We start from the raw sequence: 19,081 nt of genomic DNA on the forward strand, positions 1-19,081 counted from the left end.
ACCGCAAGGACGGCAAGGCGACCGCGCACATCGGCCGGCAGTGGCTGGGCCGGCTGGGCAAGACCGACAACGGCATCGTCACCGTGACCACCTGCTGGGCCGACGAGAGCCTCTACTACCCGCTGCACGCCGTGCCCTACAGCCCCGCTCACCACTTCCCCAAGGGCAAGAGCGACCCCGGCTTCCGCACGAAACTGCAGATCGCCGCCGAACTCGCCCGCACCGCGAAGGCCGCCGGGCTGGCTTTCCGGGCCGTGGCCGCCGACTGCGCCTACGGCGACCAGGACGGCTTCCGCAGAGACCTCTACGCGGCGGGACTGCCGTTCGTCATGGCCCTCAAACCGAGCCACGGCACCTGGGCCTACGGCAAGGACGCCTACACCCCCGTCCATGCCGCCCGCGCCCTGACCTGGACGGACGTGGAGCATCCCGGCGACTGGACCGCCGTCGAGCGGACCTTCCGCGACAGGCACACCGAGACCTGGTGGGCCGCCGACGCGACCCTCGGCTGGTGGGGACCCGACGGCAACGTCCGCCTGGTCGTGGCCACCACAAACCCGGCCACATTACCCGCACAGTCCACCTGGTACCTGGCCACCGACCTGCCCCGCCCCGGCAGCCCCCACGAGGCCGACAGCCCCGAACCAGCCGCCGACCTGCGCGAAGTCGTCCGGATCTACGGCATCCGGCACTGGATCGAGCAGAGCTACAAGCAGATCAAGGACGAACTCGGCTGGGCCGACTTCCAGGTCCGCTCCGACGCCGCTATTCGCCGCCACCAGACCCTGGTCGCCTGCGCGTTCTCGTTCTGCTGGGACACCTGGCTCGCCCAACCCCTGGAGCGGGAGCCCGCCGACGCCCCCGCGGTCCCGCCGACGGCCACGCCGGCGGGACCCGCTGAGAGGGGGACCAAGCAGACCCCACCAGCCCCAACCGGCCAGCTGGCCGCAGGCGATCCGCGCCGTCCGGGCCTGGCTCACCCCCTGGACCACCCTCCAACGCTGCTGGCGAGCCTGGACCAACGCACCCCCGCCACCCGAACTCCAAGCCCTGATCAACGCCGTCGGCGCAGGCTACCCACTTGTATCTCTACTCCCCGGATTAACAAACCACCGCCAATAGCGTGTCGCTGCTTAGCTCTGGTGTGTCGGGTCGGGAGGTTGGTATCTGGCAGATTTCCTTTCGCTCTGGCTGATAGGACGACTCTCATGCCTTCGCAGAAGAAGCGTCCGGTCACGTTGACGGCGGCAGATCGTGATGAGTTGGTCCGGGTGACCACGACGGGGGTGCATCCGGCCTCGATGATCCGGCGGGCCCGGGTGCTGCTGGCGCTGGACACTTCGGTGGGTGCGGTCGATCCGAAAGAGGTGATCGCGGCTCGGCTCGAAGTCTCGGGGGAGACGATCCGGCTGGTGGCCAAGCGGTTCGCTGAGACCGGTGGTGACATCGGGGCGACGATCGGACGGAAGAAGCGCGACCTGCCGCCGGTGCCCTCCCCGGTGACCGGTGAGGTCGAGGCGAGGCTGATCGCCCTGGCATGCTCACAGCCACCCCAGGGCCATGCCCGGTGGTCGCTGCGGCTGCTGGAGAAGCATGTCGCGCTGGTCGAGGACATCCCGAACCTGGATCACTCCACCATCGGGCGGGTCTTAAAAAAACGGAACTGCGTCCTCATCTGAGGAAGTGCTGGACCGTCCCGCCACGGGCGAACGCGCAGTTCGCGGCCCGGATGGAAGACGTCCTGGCCGTCTATGCCCGGCCCTATGATCCGGCACGCCCGGTGGTGTGCATGGACGAGAAGCCCTACCAGCTCCTGGCCCATGCCCGCGACTCGCTCCCGGCCCGCCCCGGCCGCGACGCCTGCCAGGACAGTGAGTACATCCGCTGCGGCACGTGCTCGATCTTCGTGTGGGTTGAACCCTTACGCGGGTGGCGCCGAGTGGACGCCCAGCCTCGTCGCACCAGGATCGACTGGGCCGAGCAGGTCAAACAGCTGCTGACCGTGGACTACCCCGACGCCGAGACCGTCGTGTTGGTGATGGACAACCTCAACACCCACACCATCGCCTCACTGTACGAAGCATTCGAACCAGCCGAGGCCTTCGCCCTGGCCCAGCGCCTTGAGATCCACCACACCCCCAAGCACGGGTCATGGCTCAACATCGCCGAGATCGAACTCTCCGCACTGACCCGGCAATGCCTCGACCGCCGCATCGCAGACCTCGACATCCTGAACACCGAACTCACCGCCTGGCAGAACGCCACCAACACCGACCAGCGTCAGGTGAACTGGCAGTTCACCACCCACGACGCACGCATCAAACTACGACGCCTATATCCCACAAATTAGCTGCGACAGTCTACTAGAGTGCACGACATGGCAACTCCCGCTCGACAGCGACTGCGGCGAAGGCACCTTGCTGCCGGTCTGCTGCTGGGCTCCGCCGTCACCCTGACCGCCTGCGGTCAGCAGCACCTCCCGGCAGGCACGACGCCGACCACGACCTCGGCTTCCCCTTCCTCGAGCAGCAGCCCCTACGTGGAACCGGGCGCGAACGACGGCGCTCCGCACTACCAGGAGAACAACGCCGGCCGACTCCCCGGCACCATGTCCGCCGCCGACGCGACGGAAGCCGAGGCGCAGGCCACCCGCATCCGGCCCGTCCTCAAACACCTTTGGCAGCAGGGGACATGGGACCCCGCCAGCGTCCGCACGGCGATGCTCGCGCTGGGCTACCAGGAGCGGCACGGTCACGCGTCCACCGGCCGGCCCGGCGTCACGCTCGAAGTACGCGCCATGGACCAGCGGTTCGAGGGCGACCACTACGTCACCCCCGCAGGTGCCCAGGTCGGCCTGAGCGTGCACGGCGACGCCTGCGTCACCGCCTTCGTGCAGAAGGCCGACTACGACGTCCAGGTCAACGGCCCGTATCCGGAGTCGGGCTGCTTCGCGCCGCCCTTCGCCCACTGAGAGGTCTTACACCCCCATGATCGATGTGACGGCCACCGGCCGGCGACCTGGCCGCCTCAGGCCCTCTTTCCGCAGGTGCACAGCCGTGGCCGCGGGGCTGGCGGTCGCGCTCGCGCTGCTCGCGGGCTGCTCGTCCGGCAACGGCAAGGACCACAACGACGCGGCCCCGGTGCGCACGACCTCCCCCGCGGTCGTGACCCCTGACAGCACCACGTCCGCGTCCTCCCCCGGCCCGACCGGGACGACATCGGTCTTCCCGACCACCGAATCCGCGCCGTGGGCCGCCGTCCCGCAGGTCCGGGACGCCTTCGCGGTCCTCCAGGCGACCTACAACGACGGTTGCACGACGCCGGGGAACTGCGCGTACTTCCTCAACCGCCTCCTCACGAACCTCGACGACCTCGACCGCTCCATGGCGGCCAGCCCGAAGGGCAGCGGGCACTTCGCGCAGCCCCGGGCGTGGATCCGGCAGATGCAGCACGCGCTCGGCTCGGACGTGTCCGACGCCAACCTCAAGCGCCATCAGGCCCAACTGGTCCGAACCCGCGACGAGATCAACACCTGGATGCAGTCCCACCCCAGCGACTACCGCTGACCTCGCGGGACGGCCGTGCGGGGGCGGAATGGGGTCCGCCTGCCTCCGGCTCCCACACCGCGCTTCAGCCGCGACGAGCAGAACGTGGAAGCAGTCAACTGTGGCCTGGAGATACGGGACAAGACTTCGCCCAGTTCGAGGAGCCGAACAATGAGAATGAGGGGGAACGGGTCTTCGGAGAGCCTCACGGCCACGGAACACTTGAGCCTGCCACCGTGGAGGACGAAAGCCTGTACCGAACATCCGCGCCTTGGTGTTGCGCGTCAGCGGTGGTCGATGTAGGCGACGAGTCCGCCGGCGGTCAGGCCCAGCGCGCATCCGCGGCGGAAGGATTCGTGGCGCATGCCCGGGGTGTACTGCGCGTCGGTCATCCCGTACGGAAAGCGGATCCCCAGTTTCACCCCGCACAGGCATACGACGTATTCGTGACACTGGGCGGCGGCCGCCCACTCGGGGTCGTGCGGGACCCAGGTGCGGGAGTAGATCTCACCGTCGGGCGTCCGCAGTTCCAGCCGGGAGTAGGTGTATCCGAAATCCTGCCATGGTCCTGGCCGGTCATCGGGCATCTCGTGCAGCTCCCATCCGGGGATCGAGCGCAGGTTGGCGTAGGCGGGCGGGCTGCCTCTCATGCCGAAGTAGACCTCGTCGGGGTCGCGTCGCAGTGCCTCGAGCATGCACAGCTCGTCGAGTACGGTGGGCCACTTCGTGCCGGGGCGGCCCCCGTCGTCGTCCGATCGGGGCGGGTCGGGCAGGCGCAGGTCGGGGAACTCGGGCGGTAGGCGCCTCATGCCGAACAGGATGGCGCCTTCGATCCGCGGTTCCTGCGGTATCCCGTCGAGCGAGGCTCCTTTCGGCACGACGTACCCGAAGTCGCCCACGCCCAGGGCATGCCTGAACTCGAAGAGGGCAACGGGCATGTGGCGTGTCTGTGCGGGATCGAGGGTGATGGTGCCTCCCGCGGTCTCCAGACCCATCAGCACACCTTTGAGCCGCAGCGAGGGGTCGTCGCTGAACAAGATCTTCCCGTGGTCGTCCACCTCTTCGAACTGACGCCTGCTCATCTCCTGCAGCCCTCCGGTTGGTTCCGGTTCCGCGTCCGCGAAGCCGACGATGGATTCTTCAACGATCCTATTGAGGGATCGTTGAACAATCCATACCTTGGAGTGCCTGCACCACCAGGCAGCGGATTCATCGAGAGCGGAGGCCATGTTGACCGTGGAGGAAATACACAAAGGGCGGACAGGCGTGGGTCGGCGGGTACTGGTGGGCGCCGCGAGCACCGGCGCAGCGTTGGCACTGTGGGCGACCGTACGTCTGATCGTGCGCACAGCCTTCGTCACGCACGCCGGTTGGATCGACCTGCTGTGCGCGCTGGTGATCCTCGTCGGCTGCGTGTTCCTGTGCACGTGCTGGTACTTGGACCTGCGGTGGCTGCTGTGTGCGGTGTGCCTCTTCGGGATGCTGTTCCTGCAGATCCTGGAGCTGGATCAGCAGGCACTGCACCAGCACGGGCGTACCGAACACGTCAGGGTCCGGCAGATTCAGTGGTCCGCCGGCGACGGCATGGATCCCGGCGTCCGCCGCTACACGGTCACCGTCATCGACGGCCCACCGCTGGCTCCGTTCGAGGAGAACGGGCTCATGGGCTGGAGGTGGGTGGCAGGCGGCACTTACACGGTGACCGTCGATCCGCAGGGCCGTGCCCCGCTCAAGCGGGGGGACAAGCCCGGGCCTCCGGTGATCCAGCAGCTCCTGCAGATCCCCCTCGGCCTCGGCCTGGCCTTCGCCCTGTGGCGGCCCGCAAGCCTGCGCCTGCGCCGACAACGCGTCCCGTCAGCCGGGCCAACCCAGCCATAGGGGGCTGCGATTGAGCAGCACCGGGCGCCGACAATCTCACCAGCTCTGGTCCCGGCAGTGTGGTTGGTCGGCGACGGCCACCATCGTACCGAACCAAAAGATCAGCAACTGGCGGCTCTTGAGCTTCCCTCGGCGATCCCCCAGTGGGCCCTTGAACGCACTCACGGGATCCGGTCGGGGTGAGGCTGGGACGGCAAAGCCCTGACGGCGGCCCCGGGTTGGGACAGCGCACCACGCAGTTGCCGGTTCTCCACGGTCAACTGGTCGACGGTACGTACAAGATGGTCGACATCGGTGCACAGGTGACCAGCTTCCTGCGTCCTGCTGGCGGTTCCTTCAGTTGGCGATCTGCTTGCGCAGGCGGATCTCCGAGTCAGGGATCTGTCCTCGGGCCCGGAGCTGCGCAGAGAAGTCATTCGTGAGGTCGGGGTGGCGCTGGGCCGGCGCGTTGCAGGGTACGCCGGCGTCCACGGCCAGGGCGACGACCCTCAGAGCACCGTTGAAGTGCTACGGCGTGGCGGCGGTGTTGGGGCCGTGGCGGGAAGTGTTCGGTGAGGGGTTGCGGCTGGAGGTGGTGTGGCATGGTCAGGCGGGTACGGGGGCGGGTTCGCTGCGGTTGGCCGCCCGCACCGTGGTGCTGTCGCCCCGCGCGCTTCCTGCTCCCCACGCGGGCGTCAACTCGCCCGTCGTCCTTTCGACTCGGCCAGCGGGATCATTCGCCCGACGACTCGACGTCCTGCGCGATCTCCGCCAGCCTCACCGTGAAGTTCCATTGGGCCTGCCTATCCGGGGAAACACCTGGGGGCAAGCCGTCGTACCGATCGTAGTAATGGAAGACCACGGACAGGACCAGGAACCGTCGACCCGGCATGACCTCGCTGATCTCCCCCACCTTCATGCCGTTCTCCTGCGCCTGCGCGTAGGTGCCGAAGAACGACCCCGCCGCCGTACTGGCGGTCAGTCGCTCACCGGTGAAGGTCAGACCCGAGGCCACCATCACCGCATCCTCCTCGGCCGCGATCCGCCGCTTGTCCTCGGCCCACTTCTGATCCCACTCCTCAGGGCTCACGCCGTTCACTCCCAGGGGCCGCGTCTGTGGATGGTCACCGTTTTCCCCACCCAGAACGTCACGTAATGGGCCATGGGGACGGCGAGTACGGTTCTGGCTCACTTTCCTTGCCAGAGCCTCGGAGGGTCACCAGAGCCGGGATCTCGAGGTGCCCCGACATGGTGTGACTGCTCAAATGGAAGGTCACCCGGAGCGCCGCGGCAAAGAGCCGCACAACACCGGCCCGCTGGTGGGGATTCCGATGAAGAGGATGGCGAGAATGCCAACCAGCATGAGGACCAGGCAACCGCTGACCTCGTGCGAGTAAAGGAGGTCCACCACGCGGTTCCGCTGGGTCATCACATGTCTCCTCGACGAGAGCCGCACCGGCCGCCGTACTGATGGGCCATCACACCATCGTATAGATTGTTCAACAATCCTACAAGCTACTTGCCAGAGAGGAGTTTGGGCCACACTGCGACCTGGCCTGACAACAACCCCGCCCAGCCCACCCGGCGCAGGTAGGGGCAGGGGGTAGTCTTTCGTTCAACAATTTGGAGGAGGCGAGTATGGACCGCAGCGGTTCCGGGGCGTGGGTCGCGAGTCTGGAGGAGGACAGGGCCTCGCTCGGGCGCGGCAGTATCGCCGAAAGGGTGGCAAGCGTTCTTCGCGACCGCGTCTCCCAGGGGCTCGTCCCGCCCGGGACCCGGCTCTCGGAAGAGGCCATCGGTGCGGCTCTCAACGTGTCCCGCAATACCTTGCGCGAGGCCTTCCGGCTCTTGACCCACGAACGCCTGCTCGTACACGAATTGAACCGCGGCGTCTTCGTGCGCACCCTGACCAGACACGATGTCGTGGAGCTGTACCGGCTGCGCCGCCTTGTCGAAGGCGCCGCCGTACGCGAGCTGGCCGGCGCCCCCGAACAGGCGATCGCGGCGGTGCGCAGAGCCGTCGAGGACGGCGAACGCGCCGCAGCCGACCAGCACTGGCCAGACGTCGCCAGCGCCGACCTGCACTTCCACCAGGGAGTCGTACAGCTGGCCGGATCGCCACGCCTGGAGGAGATGATGCTCCGCGTCCACGCCGAACTGCGCCTGGCCTTCCACGCCATGGACAACCCCCGCCGGTTCCACGAGCCCTACCTGGCCCGCAACCGCGAACTCCTGACAGCCCTGGAGTCCAGAAACACCCAGCAGGCCGAACTGCTCCTCTCGGTCTACCTCGCCGACGCGGAACGACAGCTGCTACGCGCCTTCGACGACCTGCCGATCCCCTCGAACTGAGCGTCGGCGGACCAGACAGAATCGAGAAGGCGGGCAGAGCCCAGTGCGAAGCTCGCCGTCGCCGGCCCAGATGCCGAGAATGTCGCGGGTGCCGTCCACGGTCACCGCCAACACCACATAGACCGGACGGTTGGCGACCTGCCCGTCCCTGGTCTTGACGTTGATGGCGTCCCGAACAGGACCGGGTAGACGCGCTGCCGTCGACGTTGTTCTGCCAGCCGTTGATCCAGTCGATCTCAGCGTATGCACTCGCACAGTTGGCGTACCGGGGCCTGCACGAGCAGCTTCGGACCCTGCCCTGGAGTGAGGCGACGGCGAAGTTCTACGACCGGTCCACCGGGACGCCTGGAGACCCGTGTAGTGCGGGCCCTGACCGTCACCGGCCTCGGCGTCGACTTCCCGCACGCAGCCCAGGTCGCGAAGATCGTGCGGCACCGCACCTCGGCCAGGACCGGCAAACGCACCCACGAAACCGTCTACGTCATCACCGACCTGACCAGCCGACAGGCCTCCCCCGAGCAGATCGCGAAGATCGTGAGGTCGCAATGGGTGATCGAAAACCGGCTCCACATCGTCCGGGACACCGCCTTCCGCGAGGACGCCTCCAAGGTCCGCACCGGACACGGCCCGGAGAATATGGCCACCCTGCGCAGCTTCGCGATCAACTGCCTTCGTGCCGCCGGCCACCACAACATCGCCGCTGGACTCCGCGAGATGTCCTACGAGCCCTTCAACCGCCCCTGACACTCCTCGGACTCCGCTGACCAGCACAGCAGCGTGAACAGCCGAACTTGAAATCGCCCTGGGGGTAGAGGGAGTCGGTGTCCGATATCGCTCTCCGAGGGCACTGTCGCCGGATCAGGCACCTGTGAGGTCGGACAGGAGTACGGACAGGAGGCGTTCCTCCATGACCGCGCTGCCAGATTCCTCCATCACGAGGGCCAGCGCGGGATCCCAGGGACTGGCCGCAGGGGGTCCCGCGAGCGGCGTGGACTCGCCCTTGCCGAGTGCCGCCCTGTAGTCGGCGGCAGTCATCCGCCAGGGGTGGGCAGCGTGGCGGGCCACGGCGTCCGCGGTGATACGCAGGCCGACCCAGTCGAAGTCGGCGCGCCAGTACAGCCGGGCTCCCGCGCCCACGGCGTCGCCGAGCAGCTTGTGGCAGGCGGCGGACGGGACTCCCTCCGTGCACACGAGGGCCGCGGAAGTTCCCTGGAGTTCGCCGGCGGCGGCGCGCAGTACGGCCGGGTTCTCGCAGACGAAGACGGTACGAACGGCGGGGACGACGGAGCCGGTAGCGAGCTGGTGGAGGGTGAGCCGGAAGGGGATGCCGAAGTCGGCGGCGTCGCGCAGCCAGTCGCAGACCACGGAGCCACCCTCGGCGCCGATGTTGAGGACGAGTACCTGGCTGGCGAGGTCGTCCGCGATGGCCCCGGCGCTCTCCCACAAAGCGCGCCGCCCGGCCCGATCGCGCGGTACGACCGCACTGTCGCCGGTACGCCGGGCGAGGGCACGCAGGACGAGCTGTTCGAGCGGGGTGCCGGGCACGAGGGCCTTGGTGTCGCCGGTGGCCCACTCTGCGAGCACCGGAAGCGGCAGGGCGCCGACCGCATGTCCGGGGATCCGGTCCTTGTCACCGGTCAGCCTCTCCAGGACGCGTACCGCCGCGTCGAGGAGCGGCGCGTCTCCGCGGCGTACGAGACGGGTGAGCGTGCCGTCGGCGGCGATCCCGTCAAGCCAGGCGGCGAACCATCCCTGCCCGGCGAGCCGACCGGAGTGAGCCGACTTCAGGGCGTCGTCGCGGCGTGCTTCCTCTTCGGCCCGTTCGGCGGGCCGGTCACGCAGCGGCCCGTGGAGACGGCCGAGGGTCTGGAGGAGACCGGTGCCGTACCGGTCGTGCAGATACCCGTCCAGATCGCTCAGGGGTACAGCGAGGCGCTTGGCGGTCTCGGGCCGGTAGCGGCCGGTGATCCCGATGACGGTGCGGCGCTCGGCCTCGCTGGGCCTCGTGAGCCCGATGTCACCGTCAAGCGCGCCTCCGGTGCGCTCCAACCTGCGGCGGGCGGCGGCGAGCAGCCGCCTCCATCCTTCGTCCCGCAACTCGTCGTACCCGTGGCCTTCGCTCTGCTCAGTCGACAACCGCGGCCTCCTCGAACGTCGGGACGCGCCGGGTGCCGGGAGAGCCGAGGGCGGCGGTGAGGTCCCCGGTGTCGTCGGCGAGGAGCCGAGCACCGTCCCAGACGAGCAGCAGGGCGGAGACGGTGTGGTCGACGGTGGCGTGCGCGAGGTCGTAGTGGGCCGCGGCGGACACGGAGGCGTGGGCGGCCCACAAGTCGTAGCCGGTCATGAACAGGTCGAGGTCGAACTGGGCGGCCAGCGACATGAGTTCGCCGCGCCCGGTGTCGTCCACACCCGCGAAGGCCTCGTCGAGGGCGAGCAGGCGCGGGGCGTGCGGGTCGGCGGAGTTGAGCATGGCGTGCGCGGCGGCGAACAGCGGCAGGTGCAGAGACACGGACTGCTCGCCGCCCGACAGGCGGCTGTGCCGGGCGCGGGTGAGCCGCTCCTCGTTCTTGTCGGGGCGTACGAGTTGGAACGCGAACTGTCGCCAGCGCCGGTAGTCGAGGACCTCGGCGAGCAGTTCGCGGTAGGGCTGGTCGCGGTGGCGGGCGCGGGCGGTCTTGATCTGCGCGGCGAAGTGGGTGCGTACCCGGGCGAGACCGTCCGGCCCGAGGCGGGCGGCGTCGGCGTCGAGGAGGGAGCAGACGGCGCGCTGCTCGTCGTCGAGATGGTCGGCGAGCAGCCAGCTCACACCGACGGTCGTCCCGGACGACATGGTGCGCCTGCGCATGTCGGTGTTCATCCGCCGGATCAGGTCACGGGCGTCGACGGTGCGGTCGTGGATCTGCTGGGCGAGCCGGGTGAGCAGGGCGTCCTCCAGGATGCGCTGCTCGGACTCGGAGAGCAGTTCCGCCTGGTCACGGCGGTGGGAGGAGATCTTCTGGGCGAAGGCGGCGACGGGCAGCGGCCCCTCCTCGTCGGCTACGCGGACGAGGATGACCCCGTCGGAGCCGTCCCATTCGGGCCGGTAGTCCTGTCCGGCGGCGGCGAGCTGGGCCTGCAGGTCGTCCAGGGCCCTGGTGAGCCGGGTGACGGACTGCTTGAGGCTGGTCTCGGTGGGGGTGAGGTCGCGGGTCGCGGCCAGGACCGCCTCGTGTACGGCGGCCACGGCCGGCGGGAGTGCCTCGCCGGCCCAGTCGCCCTCCTGGGCGGGCCAGGCGAGGCCGGGCGGGCAGCGCAGGATCTCGAGGAGTTCGCGGGCGGCGTACGGGCGCAGCCCGCGCGCGGTGTCCTTCTCCTCCGCCGCGGCGACCGCGCCGGCTTCGGCGGCGGCCGTACGGCGGGCCTCGGCCGCGGCGTTGCCCGCGATCGCGGCGTGCTGGGCGGTGCGGGCCGCCTCGGCCTTCTGGACCAGGGCGTCGATCCCGTCCTCGGCCTCCTGCACCTGCCGCATCACCTCCTGCGCCTCGGCCCCGACGGCCGCCTGGAGGGCGTCGAGTCCCGCGGCCTCCTCGGCGTGCCGGCGGCGCGCCGCACGCTCTGTGTCCGCCGCCACCTCCTCGTCCTCGGCGGCGGCGGTGAGCCGGTCGGCGCCCGTCTGGGCGGCCTCGGCCTGGCGGGCGTGTTCGCGACGGCGGGCGGCGAGTTCGCGGACCGCCGCCTCGAAGGCGCGGATGGCGGTCTCCACGCCGTCGAGGCGCTCGGTCTCGATGCCGTGCTCGGCCGCGGTACGGCGCAGGGCGCGCTCGGCGACCGAACAGGCGGCCACCGACTCGTCGTACGAGCCCTGGGCTGCGTCGGCCGCGTCACGGGTGGCGCGCAGCCGCGCCGCGTTCCGGTCGAGTTCGCGCAGGGCCTGCGTGATGCCGGTGGTACGGGGCAGCTCGGCACGGGCGGCGGCGTACGCGTCGAGGGCGGCGTCCGTACGGGCCTGCGCGCGCGCCAACTCGTCGAGTTCGGCAGCCAGTTCGGCCAGCAGCGCCTCGCAGGCGGCGATCCGAGCGGCGCGCCGACGGGCGCGGGCGGTCGCGCCGACGTACTCGGCGTGCTCCTTGGTGTGGGCACCGATCAGGACACCGGCCGCGTACCGGCCGTCGGGACTGATCTGCGGGGTCCCGGCGTCGAGGTCGCCGGTGACGGCGACGGAACGCAGTACGGCGGTGATGCGGGCGGCCAGGATCAAGCCGTCGCCCGCATGGGTCTCGGGGGCCTCGGGGGCCTCGGGGCGCAGGAGGTCGGCGAGGCTCGGGCCGCTCACCGGTGCACCGGCCCGCAGGTAACCCTCGCTGCGCCCGGCCGCCACCGGGGTGTGCTCGGCGGTGACGAGGGCGTCGAGCAGGCCCGACGCCTCCAGGGCCGCTTCCAGGTCCGCTCGTTGATGCTCCGTCAGATCCTCTTCGAAGTCGACGAGTCGCCACAGCGGAACGCCGTCGCCGGGCGTCCGGTCGGCGGTTCGGCCACGTGCCGGGGGCGGGGCGTCGTCGTGCTCGGCGGCGATCCGGTCGCGTTCGTCCTCCGTCTCGGCGCGGCGGCGCTCGATGTCGGCGCGCTGGACGCGCAGGGAGGCGAGGGTGTCGCGCAGTTCCTGCACTGCGGGCGCGGTGGCCTCGGTGAAGGCGTCGGCGAGCGTGACCGCCTCCGCCTCGCCTGTGAGTTCGAGTGCTTCGGCGAGCTGGCGGGCCCCCTCCCCGGGCAGCAGTCCACCGTGCTCCCGGTTCCACTGGCCGAGCGCCTCACGGGCCTCTTCGCGGGCGGATTCGAGGGCCGCCTCGGCAACGGTTTCGGCGGTCTCGGCCGCGGCGACGGCCTCCTGCGCGCGGTCGAGGGAGACCCGGGCGAGGTCACGGGTCTGCTCGGCGCCGCGTGCCGTCTGCTGGGCGGCGCGCACCGCCCGGACGCCCTCGTGGCGGGCCGCGGCCAGCGCGGCGGAGCGGTCGGCGAGCCGGGCGGGTTCGGCGTCGGCCGGGGTCCAGGGCAGGCCGGCGGTGTGGGCGTGGTCGGCGACGGCGGCGGCGTCCCGGGAGACGGCGGCACCAAGTTCGGTGGCGATCCGGGCGGCGTGTTCGGCCTCGGCGCGGGCGCGGCCGGTGGCTGCCGTACGGCGCTCACGCTCGGCGGTCGCCTGCCGGGCGGTCTGCTCGCAGGTACGCACCAGCCTCTCCAGGTCGGCCAGTTGCTCGACGGCCTGGTAGACGGCGGAGGAACGCAGCTGGTCCAGGCGGGCGCGCTGGGCGGCGAGCGCGGCATCGGCCGACTCGGCGCGCGTCCCGGCGGCGGCCTGCGCCTCGCGGGCCGCCGTCAGCTCCGCTGTGGCAGTGCGCAGGGCGGCGGCGCGCGCGGCGGTCTCGCCGCGGCGGGCGGTGAGCCGGTCCGCCGCGGCGCGGGCGTGGACCCGCAGATAGGTGGAGTAGCTCGTGAGGAAGGCGCGGGTGGCGTCGTCGGCGGCGGCCAGGCCCTCCAGGGTGCGCTGCACGGACTCCATGTCGTCGAAGGAACGGGCCGCCTCGGCGATCAGGTCGTCGTCGAGCGGGCGCAGACCGGCGGTGAGGGTGTCGGAGAGCTTGGCCGGGTCGAGGTTCTTTGCGAGCTGCGGGCGGCGCAACGTGAGGATCAGGGTGAGCAGTTGCTCGTACCGCTCCGGACCGAGGCCGAACAGGCGCCGGTCGACGGCGGCGCGGTAGTCGGCCGTGGAGGTGATCAGCTCGCGTCCGAGTTCGGCGGCGAGCTGCTTCCTCGTCATCGGCCGGTCGTCGTGGGTGAGGAGGGAGAAGTCCTCGCCGACGCGGCCCTCGGCCACGAAGTGCCAGCGAGCGGGAGTGTCGCGGTGCCGCTGGGCGTGCAGCCCGATGCCGCAGGTGACGGCCTGACCGGTCTCCCGGTGGGTGAACTCGATCCAGACATAGCCAAGCGCGCTGTCCTGCCCGCGGAAGAGCAGATTGGACTTCATTGTGCGGTCCTCGGCGGCGAACGGGTTGAGCCGCTTGGGGTCGATGCGCCCGTCGAGCACGAACGGGAACAGCACCTCCAGCGCCTTGGTCTTGCCGGACCCGTTGGGGCCGCGCAGCACCAGCCAACCGCCCGCGAAGGAGAACTCCTCGTCCCGGTAGTCCCACAGGTTGATGATCCCGGCGCGGGTGGGGACGTAGCGGGCTGCCGGTGAGGGAGCGGGAGTGCTCACGGAGTCAGATCCTTGGCGGTTTCGTCGTCAAACAGGGCGGTCTGGGCGGGTGGCTGGGGGGCAGTACGGGTCTTCACCCGGGCGGTGACCCCCCGGTAACGGGCAAGCAGAGGCAGCGCGAGGGCCCCACCGTCGACCCGGAGCATCAGTGACATGGCGCCCAGCAGGTCGAGAGCCTGGTCGAGCAGCCGGTCCGGGTCGCCGCGCAGATCGGCGGCGAAGCCCGCGCCGTACTCGCCGATGATCTCCTTGAGCCTGCTCCGGAGCCAGGAGTCCGTGACGAAGGGGTACCGGGTCTCGCCCGGCTCGTGATCCGCGTCGACGACCGTCTCGTGCGCTGACTCCTCATCGGGCTCGCCGAGTTCGATGGGTTCTGTGAGTTCGGCGACCGTCCCACGCGACGGCAGCGCGCCGTCGATCCGCCTGGCGCGGGCCGCGAGGCGATCGGCGGCCGTGGGCGCGGGCAGCAGGTCGAGAGCGTGCCGTCCGGAGCGCTGCACAGCGCCACTGGTCCGGGCGGCGAGGAGCAGCGCGGCCTGCGCGACGGTTCCGCCTCCGGGGAAGCGGAGGTCGGACAGCCTGCCGGAGGTGTCGACGAGCGCCACGCCCTCGGCCCGCCGCTCCACCGCCAGCCCGGTCAGCCGCTCCAGGTCCTCGGCGAGGGCGGGGGCCCGCAGCTGGCCCAGCAGTTCGGCGTCGGCGTCGGCGTAGTAGGCGACCGGGTTCTCCAGCACGAGGCGGCGGGCCCGGCGTGCCTGGTCACGGCGCTGGGCGGCGCGGCCCGCGGACAGGCCCAGCGCTCCGGAGGAGTCGAGGAGCGAGGTGACCGAGGTCAGGTGCTGGAGCACGCGGGTCGGGTGGTGGACGGCGAGGAGGATCTCGCGGTCGATGTCGTACAGGGCCTCGGCGCGCTCGGGATCGCCGGCCCAGGCGGTGGCGGAGCCGTCGGCGAGGGTGAGCGCGCCGCGTTCGGTGAGCCAGGTGACGGCGTCGACGAAGGCGTCCCGGTCGGGTTTGCGGGCGGTGTCGAGGCCGAGGCCGTCGATGCGTACGGCGTCGGCTGCGACCGCGTCGGCCAGCTCTCCCAGCGCCACCTGCGCGCCGTGTCGGCCCAGCGCCGCGAGGGTGAGGACGAGGTAGGCGTAGCGGCGCCGGTCGAAGGGGCGGCCCGCGCGGGTGAGGGCCGGGCGGGTGGCGTCCAAGCCGTCCTGGGCGCGCTGGAGGCGGGCGGTGTCGGCGGTGGTCACGAGCCGGTACCCGAGCACCTCCATCAGGTCGGTGCGCAGGTGCTCGGCCCAGCGGCGCACGGTCGCCAGCGCCGCCCTGTCCGGGTACCCGGGCGTGATCAGCGGGTGCCGCAGGACGAGGCGCACCGCCTTCTGGTAGTCGGCGAGTTCGAGCGGGGAGACGCCCTCGGCGACACGGCTCATACGGCGGCCTCGCTGACGACGACCCAGCTTGTGACGACCCAGCTCATACGGTGACCTCCAGGCGCAGCCCGTCGAGATGCAGACGGCCGCGCACGGTGTCGACGGTGGTGGAGCCCTCAGCAGGGGTGAGGGTGAGCCGTACGCCGTGGGCGGAGCCGGAGGCGGCGGTGACCCGGCGGCTGGCGGGGACACGGGCGGCGAGGACCACGTCCAGCAGGCCCAGCAGGGCGCGCGTCTCGGGCTCGTCGAGCGTCCGGCCGTACACGCCGTCCGAAGCGAGGGAGTTCGCGGCACCGCGCCGCTCGGCCTGCTCCTTGAGCTGCTCGGCACGGAGTTGGGCCCGCCGGTCGTCGTCGCGTTCGATGCGGCCGGGGCCGTGCAGGGCGGGGGTGCGGCCGGACTGGACCAGGGTGCGGGCGAGTTCGACCGGTTCGGCCTCCCACCACGACGTACGGGACGGGATCCGCTCGGGGTCGGCGTACGGGACGGCGATGTGGCGGGGCGCACCCAGCCCGAAGACCGCCTGGAACAGGGCGTGCGCGTCCTCGTCGCTCTCGCAGGAGGTGAACCACTGGGCGAGGTGGCGCAGTTGGCTCTCCCGGCTCACCCCGCCCCGGCGGGCCTCGGTGACCCGGCGCAGCAGGGCGAGGACGGAGCGGATCGCCGTGACGGTGGCGTCCTGCAGCCGCTCGGTCTCGCTGTGCTCGCGCTCCGCGAACCAGTGGACGATGCCGTCCCACCGGTGCCGCCAGTCCGCGAGGCGCTCGGCGGGGCTGCGGAAGAGCCGCTCGTCGGCCTCGGCCGCGTACTCGATCATGCGGTCCACGCCGGTGGCCGCGGCCTTCTCGACCGCCTCGGCGAGCAGCGGGGCGTAGCGCCCGAGTTCGGCGGTGAACTCCCGCATGTGCGCGAGGAGGGTGTCCTTGTGGGCCAGGAACACCTCGGGCCGGGTGTCGTTGGTGCGCGCCAGGTCGCCCAGCATGAGGTAGAAGCGGGCGGCCCGCTGCGCCATCTCGTTCAGCACCGAGTCGAGACGGCCGAGCTTGCGGTACACCTCCTCGCCGTCGCCCGCAGTGTTGGCCTCGGCCAGCGCCCGCAGGTCGCCGAGGATGTCGGGGAAGACGAGGCGGGAGAGCTGGGCGTCCTCCAGACTCGCCCCGAGCACGTCCTCCACGGCCCGGTACGCCCGGTACCCCGCCTGCGTGAACTGGTACACGTAGTGCCGGTTGCGGTACTCGGCGAGGTTCGCGGCGCGCGTCCCGTCGTACGACCGGTCCAGCACCTGCCACTCCGCGAGCGCGTCGAGCAACGACTGAACGTCGGCGGTGCCGCCGACGGCGCCCGCGGCGGGATGGTCGGCGGCGAGCCGCTCCAGCAGCCCCACCACGTCCGAAGTGTGCAGCAGCACCTGGTAGTTGGCGCGTCCGCGGTCGAAGGCCCGCAGCAGCCACAGGTACCCGTGCCGCTTCTCACCAGCGGCGAAGTGGAACAGCCGCAGCCGGTCGTCGAGGGAGAACGCGTCGATACCGAACGCGCCCTCGTCCGGTGGGTCCACGGCATCGGGCTCCGGGATCTCGAACTCGTCACTCACGGAACTGCGGGCTTCCCTTCTCCCCTGTTTCGGCTGCTACACGTCCGGCCGAACGTCTGCCACTGGCTCCGCACCAGTCTGCCGCACCCCGACACTCGTGGGTAAGCCACTCCCGGCCCGTGCCACCTGTGCTATCCTGCGCCGCCCTCACCCCTCGCCGGGCGGTGGCCGCCATCACCCCCACCCGGCGGCCAGCCCAGCCGGGATCGCGGCGTACCGCTCCGGCACGGCCAGGTCGTCCGGCCACGTCGGAGGGTCTCCCCCGAGGCTGCTATGTCGCGTCAAGCCGCTTGAGCGAGTTCCTCGACGTTGCCGAGGCGGTTCCGGTCGACGTGCTCAAGGACCTTGAAGATCTGCCGGCAGATCACCCGCTTGAGACATCGCTGCGCGTCTCGGGAGGTCTTCCCCGCGGTGGCCCTGCGCGCGACGTACGTTTTCGTAGAGGGATCGAGTCGCATTCGGATCAGGGTGATCGTGTGAATAGCCCGGTTGAGCTGCCGATCGCCGCTGCGGTTGAGACGGTGTCGGTTGGTCAGCCCGGACGAAGCAGGGATCGGCGAAACGCCGGCGAAGGCGGCTTCCGAGCGGAATCGTCCCGGGTGAGACCAGCTGACCAAGATCTGCGGGGCGGTGATCGGTCCGACTCCGAGCAAGCCCAGAAGCTCGGGGGCCTGTTGCCGCCCCAGGGCGAGGATCTCGTTCTCGAGGTCCTTTGCCTCGGCCTGCAAGGCTTGGATGCGTTGGGCCGTGGAACGCATGGCTCGCACCGTCATCCGGTGCTCCAGATCCTGAGCCGGACGGTCACGGAGCTGAACGCAGTAGACGATCTGGGTGGGGCGCTTGAGGTTCCGCAGCTCGGCGCGGAGCTCGTCCGGCGCAGAGACGATCAGGGCTTTGAGCTGGTTGATCGCGGCGGTGGAGGCGAGGACGGCGCCGTGACGGGTGGCAAGTAGGACCCGCAGCGCCTCGCGTTCACCGCGGAGGCGGGTGGATCAGATACTCGGTGGCCAGAGCCTCCTTGGCGGCTCTGATGGCGTCGAGCATGTCGGTCTTGCGGCCGCCGCGGTTGGCCACTCGTTTCGGGCGGCAGACCTCGACGACCTGCTCGCCAGCTTGGTCCAGGAAGCCCGCGAGGCCGGGCGTCCGTCCCTCGCTGTGCGCAGTGGTCAGCACCTGGTGTCCGCAAGGACGCTCACCGGCGTGCGCACACTGAATCTCGACGACCTGGTGAGCGTGCGCCGCTTCGAGACGATCCAGCGGACCGGCGGCTACGTCGACGAGTTCCACCTCCACGACCGGCATGGAGTCCGGCTGACGCTCGACAACGAACACGCGATCAACGCAGCGCTCCGCCGAGCCCTCCCGTCGCCAGATTCACGCTCGGACCACCACGGTTCGGCGAGCGTGCAGGTGACACGTCACGCCCGCACCGCACTTGGCATGGCACAGCGCTCCCGGATCCCCAGGGCGATGCACAGGTTCTGGGGCATTTGGATGATGATGGCAACGATGGGCGTTCCCGCTCTGCTCAGTTACGTGAGCGCCTGCGTGCTCGCAGGAACAGACATACTCGGCAGGCTGGGACACTGAACGTCAGTGCATGTCGACCGGGCCTGTCAGCTCTGTCTGCGGCAGGCGACGTAGTCGGTCCAGCCCCTCTTGGCGAGGGCAGTCCAGCGGGTGGTGTTGCTGATGCTTGTGCCCGTGAGGTCGGCCGAGAACCGTGGCGGGGAGATCAGTGGTCAGGGCAAGGCGTGCGCTGTTGCGGCCCTGGCAGGGCACGCTCGGGGGGGCACGGCGAGGTCGGCCGAGGCCGCGCCTTTGTGATCTTCTGTGGTGTGTCCGGGAACATACAAAAAGCGGCTGAGCTCATTCTTGTCACCGTGATCATCCGCTGAAAGCATTGACCGGTCCGGCCGTACCCCGGTGGAACCTTCCGCCGTTGCGTGTGCCGGGTATCGACAACCGGCGGACCACTTCATGCTATCTCGCCGTACTTCACTGCGGACCGCCGTCGCCGTCCTCGGCGCAGGCGCCGCGCTCGCCCTGACCATGTCCACCCCGGCCTTCGCAG

The 19,081-nt window shown here is 70.4% G+C and carries 18 protein-coding genes and 1 pseudogene; 9 read left to right on the forward strand and 10 right to left on the reverse strand.

The window, feature by feature from the left end:
- The 4 genes from AB0M29_RS43135 to AB0M29_RS43150 all read left to right on the forward strand — a co-directional run.
- Positions 1–1,679, forward strand: a 1,679-nt coding sequence (locus tag AB0M29_RS43135) for a transposase (RefSeq protein ID WP_365392785.1), incomplete at its 5' end; no start/stop codon positions are given.
- Positions 1,568–2,350, forward strand: a complete 783-nt coding sequence (locus tag AB0M29_RS43140; protein ID WP_365392788.1) for an IS630 family transposase — start codon at positions 1,568–1,570, stop codon at positions 2,348–2,350. The genes AB0M29_RS43135 and AB0M29_RS43140, both read left to right, overlap by 112 nt.
- A 27-nt stretch (positions 2,351–2,377) precedes the next feature.
- Positions 2,378–2,971 carry a hypothetical protein gene (locus tag AB0M29_RS43145; protein WP_365392790.1) on the forward strand — a complete coding sequence of 198 codons (594 nt, stop codon included), beginning with the start codon at positions 2,378–2,380 and terminating at the stop codon, positions 2,969–2,971.
- 85 nt (positions 2,972–3,056) lie between these two features.
- A complete protein-coding gene (locus AB0M29_RS43150) occupies positions 3,057–3,566 on the forward strand; it encodes a hypothetical protein (protein WP_365392793.1) in 510 nt (169 codons plus the stop codon).
- Between the two features lie 263 nt (positions 3,567–3,829).
- Here AB0M29_RS43150 and AB0M29_RS43155 read toward each other — a convergent pair whose 3' ends face one another.
- Entirely contained in the window at positions 3,830–4,627 is a 798-nt protein-coding gene (locus AB0M29_RS43155; RefSeq protein ID WP_365392796.1) for a hypothetical protein, read from the reverse strand.
- A gap of 97 nt (positions 4,628–4,724) precedes the next feature.
- Here AB0M29_RS43155 and AB0M29_RS43160 point away from each other — a divergent pair, with 97 nt between their 5' ends.
- Complete coding sequence (locus AB0M29_RS43160) at positions 4,725–5,423, forward strand: hypothetical protein (protein WP_365392799.1); 699 nt, start codon at positions 4,725–4,727, stop codon at positions 5,421–5,423.
- A 712-nt stretch (positions 5,424–6,135) separates the two neighbouring features.
- On the opposite strand, the gene AB0M29_RS43165 is transcribed toward AB0M29_RS43160, so the two are convergent.
- The gene (locus AB0M29_RS43165) at positions 6,136–6,492 is read right to left on the reverse strand and encodes a hypothetical protein (RefSeq protein ID WP_365392830.1); all 357 of its coding nucleotides are present in this window, start codon (positions 6,490–6,492) and stop codon (positions 6,136–6,138) included.
- Positions 6,493–6,675: 183 nt separating this feature from the next.
- Positions 6,676–6,831, reverse strand: a complete 156-nt coding sequence (locus tag AB0M29_RS43170) for a hypothetical protein (RefSeq protein WP_365392802.1) — start codon at positions 6,829–6,831, stop codon at positions 6,676–6,678.
- Positions 6,832–7,040: 209 nt separating this feature from the next.
- Here AB0M29_RS43170 and AB0M29_RS43175 point away from each other — a divergent pair, with 209 nt between their 5' ends.
- The gene (locus AB0M29_RS43175; protein WP_365392804.1) at positions 7,041–7,754 is read left to right on the forward strand and encodes a GntR family transcriptional regulator; all 714 of its coding nucleotides are present in this window, start codon (positions 7,041–7,043) and stop codon (positions 7,752–7,754) included.
- A 66-nt stretch (positions 7,755–7,820) separates the two neighbouring features.
- Here AB0M29_RS43175 and AB0M29_RS43180 read toward each other — a convergent pair.
- Positions 7,821–7,925 (reverse strand): annotated as a pseudogene (locus tag AB0M29_RS43180) (transposase); the annotation flags it as partial.
- A gap of 189 nt (positions 7,926–8,114) precedes the next feature.
- On the opposite strand from AB0M29_RS43180, the gene AB0M29_RS43185 reads away from it, so the two are divergent.
- The gene (locus tag AB0M29_RS43185) at positions 8,115–8,498 is read left to right on the forward strand and encodes an ISAs1 family transposase (RefSeq protein ID WP_365392806.1); all 384 of its coding nucleotides are present in this window, start codon (positions 8,115–8,117) and stop codon (positions 8,496–8,498) included.
- Between the two features lie 114 nt (positions 8,499–8,612).
- On the opposite strand, the gene AB0M29_RS43190 is transcribed toward AB0M29_RS43185, so the two are convergent.
- The 5 genes from AB0M29_RS43190 to AB0M29_RS43210 form a co-directional block, all read right to left on the reverse strand.
- Positions 8,613–9,890, reverse strand: coding sequence for a TIGR02679 family protein (locus tag AB0M29_RS43190; protein WP_365392808.1), 1,278 nt, complete (start codon positions 9,888–9,890; stop codon positions 8,613–8,615).
- Complete coding sequence (locus AB0M29_RS43195) at positions 9,880–13,986, reverse strand: TIGR02680 family protein (protein WP_365392810.1); 4,107 nt, start codon at positions 13,984–13,986, stop codon at positions 9,880–9,882. Before AB0M29_RS43195 ends, AB0M29_RS43190 begins: the two co-directional genes overlap by 11 nt.
- Positions 13,983–15,416 carry a TIGR02678 family protein gene (locus tag AB0M29_RS43200; protein ID WP_365392813.1) on the reverse strand — a complete coding sequence of 478 codons (1,434 nt, stop codon included), beginning with the start codon at positions 15,414–15,416 and terminating at the stop codon, positions 13,983–13,985. Before AB0M29_RS43200 ends, AB0M29_RS43195 begins: the two co-directional genes overlap by 4 nt.
- 43 nt (positions 15,417–15,459) lie before the next feature.
- The gene (locus tag AB0M29_RS43205) at positions 15,460–17,007 is read right to left on the reverse strand and encodes a TIGR02677 family protein (protein WP_365392816.1); all 1,548 of its coding nucleotides are present in this window, start codon (positions 17,005–17,007) and stop codon (positions 15,460–15,462) included.
- 281 nt (positions 17,008–17,288) lie between these two features.
- Positions 17,289–17,765 (reverse strand): IS110 family transposase, encoded by a 477-nt coding sequence (locus AB0M29_RS43210; protein WP_365392819.1) that lies wholly within the window; start codon positions 17,763–17,765, stop codon positions 17,289–17,291.
- 18 nt (positions 17,766–17,783) lie between these two features.
- Between AB0M29_RS43210 and AB0M29_RS43215 the strand changes: the two genes are divergently transcribed.
- The gene (locus AB0M29_RS43215; RefSeq protein ID WP_365392822.1) at positions 17,784–17,960 is read left to right on the forward strand and encodes a hypothetical protein; all 177 of its coding nucleotides are present in this window, start codon (positions 17,784–17,786) and stop codon (positions 17,958–17,960) included.
- 19 nt (positions 17,961–17,979) lie between these two features.
- On the opposite strand, the gene AB0M29_RS43220 is transcribed toward AB0M29_RS43215, so the two are convergent.
- Complete coding sequence (locus AB0M29_RS43220; RefSeq protein WP_365392824.1) at positions 17,980–18,180, reverse strand: hypothetical protein; 201 nt, start codon at positions 18,178–18,180, stop codon at positions 17,980–17,982.
- A 27-nt stretch (positions 18,181–18,207) separates the two neighbouring features.
- On the opposite strand from AB0M29_RS43220, the gene AB0M29_RS43225 reads away from it, so the two are divergent.
- Positions 18,208–18,597: a hypothetical protein gene (locus AB0M29_RS43225; protein WP_365392827.1), complete on the forward strand. Its 390-nt coding sequence runs from the start codon at positions 18,208–18,210 to the stop codon at positions 18,595–18,597.
- The last annotated feature ends 484 nt before the right edge of the window (positions 18,598–19,081 follow it).

Source organism: Streptomyces sp. NPDC051976, from assembly GCF_040680795.1.
Taxonomy (GTDB): Bacteria; Actinomycetota; Actinomycetes; order Streptomycetales; family Streptomycetaceae; genus Actinacidiphila.